Origin of the sequence: Methylobacterium sp. WL116 (assembly GCF_008039455.1) — a bacterium.
GTDB lineage: Bacteria > Pseudomonadota > Alphaproteobacteria > Rhizobiales > Beijerinckiaceae > Methylobacterium.
This window is the reverse complement of sequence record NZ_VRUV01000827.1, coordinates 1-1,383: the sequence shown is the minus strand read 5'-3', so window position 1 is coordinate 1,383 and position 1,383 is coordinate 1. Positions and strand designations below refer to the sequence as shown.

Here is a 1,383-nt window from a genome sequence, read left to right as displayed (position 1 = left end):
CCGCGGGTGCGGCGCCCCCGGCGGCCGCATCGCCCGCACCGTCGCGACCGGATCGGCGACGAGGTCGTCGAGCGAGACGGAGGCGTCGGCGATGCGGTTGACGAAGGAAGCGTTCGCGCCGTTCTCCAGGAGCCGCCGGACGAGGTAGGCGAGCAGGGTCTCGTGGGTGCCGACGGGGGCGTAGATCCGGCACGGCCGGTCGAGCCCGCCCGGGCCGACCACCGCCGCGTAGAGCGGCTCGCCCATCCCGTGCAGGCACTGGAACTCGTAGTCGCCGGGCCGGAAGTCGGGGCCGGCCATCTCCAGGATGCTGGCCACGGTCTGCGCGTTGTGGGTCGCGAATTGCGGGAACACCGCGTCCGGCGCGGCCAGCAGCATCCGGGCGCAGGCGAGGTAGGACACGTCGGTGTGGGCCTTGCGGGTGAAGACCGGGAAGTCGGAGAGCCCCTCGACCTGCGCCCGCTTGATCTCGCCGTCCCAGTAGGCGCCCTTCACCAGCCGGACCATCAGGCGGCGGCCGCTCCGGCGGGCGAGGTCGACGAGCCAGTCGACGACGAAGGGGCAGCGCCGGCCGTAGGCCTGGATCACGAAGCCGAGCCCGTCCCAGGCCGCGAGGTCCGGGTCGGTGGCCAGCGCCTCGAGGATGTCGAGGGAGAGGTCGAGCCGGTCGGCCTCCTCGGCGTCGATGTTCAGGCCGATGCCGTACCCCCTGGCCAGCACGGCCAGCGCCTTCGCCCGGGGGATCAGCTCCGCGAGCACGCGGGCGCGCTTCGTCCGCGTGTAGCGCGGGTGCAGCGCCGAGAGCTTGATCGAGATGCCCGGCCCCCCGATGACGCCCCGGCCGGCCGATTCCCACCCGATGGCATGGATCGCCGCCGCGTAGGCGGCCTGGTAGCGGGCGGCATCCGCTTCCGTGGCCGCGGCCTCCCCGAGCATGTCGTAGGAATAGGCGAACCCCTTCGCCTCGTTGGGGCGCGCCCGGCGCAGGGCCTCGGCGATGGTCTCGCCCATCACGAACTGCTCGCCCATCAACCGCATGGCGAGGTTCACGCCCCGGCGGATCAACGGCTCCCCGCCCCGCCCGATCAGGCGCGTCAGGGCCGCGGACAGGCCGTGCTCGCGCGTCGTCGCGGTGAGCTTGCCGGTCACCAGCAGGCCCCAGGTCGCCGCGTTGACGAACGGCGAGGGGCTGTGGCCGAGATGGGCCCGCCAGTCGCCGGGGGCGATCTTGTCGCGGATCAGCGCGTCGCGGGTCGCCGCGTCCGGGATGCGCAGCAGGGCCTCGGCGAGACACATCAGGGCGACGCCCTCCTGGCTCGACAGGTCGTATTCGTGGATCAGGCCCTCGACGCCGCCCCGCTTCGCCGTCCGCCGCAGGCCCGC

General features: G+C 73.7%; 1 protein-coding gene. It reads right to left on the bottom strand.

From position 1 onward, the window contains the following. On the bottom strand, positions 1-1,377 hold a 1,377-nt coding region (locus FV223_RS27690), incomplete at its 3' end, for a proline dehydrogenase family protein (protein WP_246689838.1). Between the last annotated feature and the right edge of the window lie 6 nt (positions 1,378-1,383).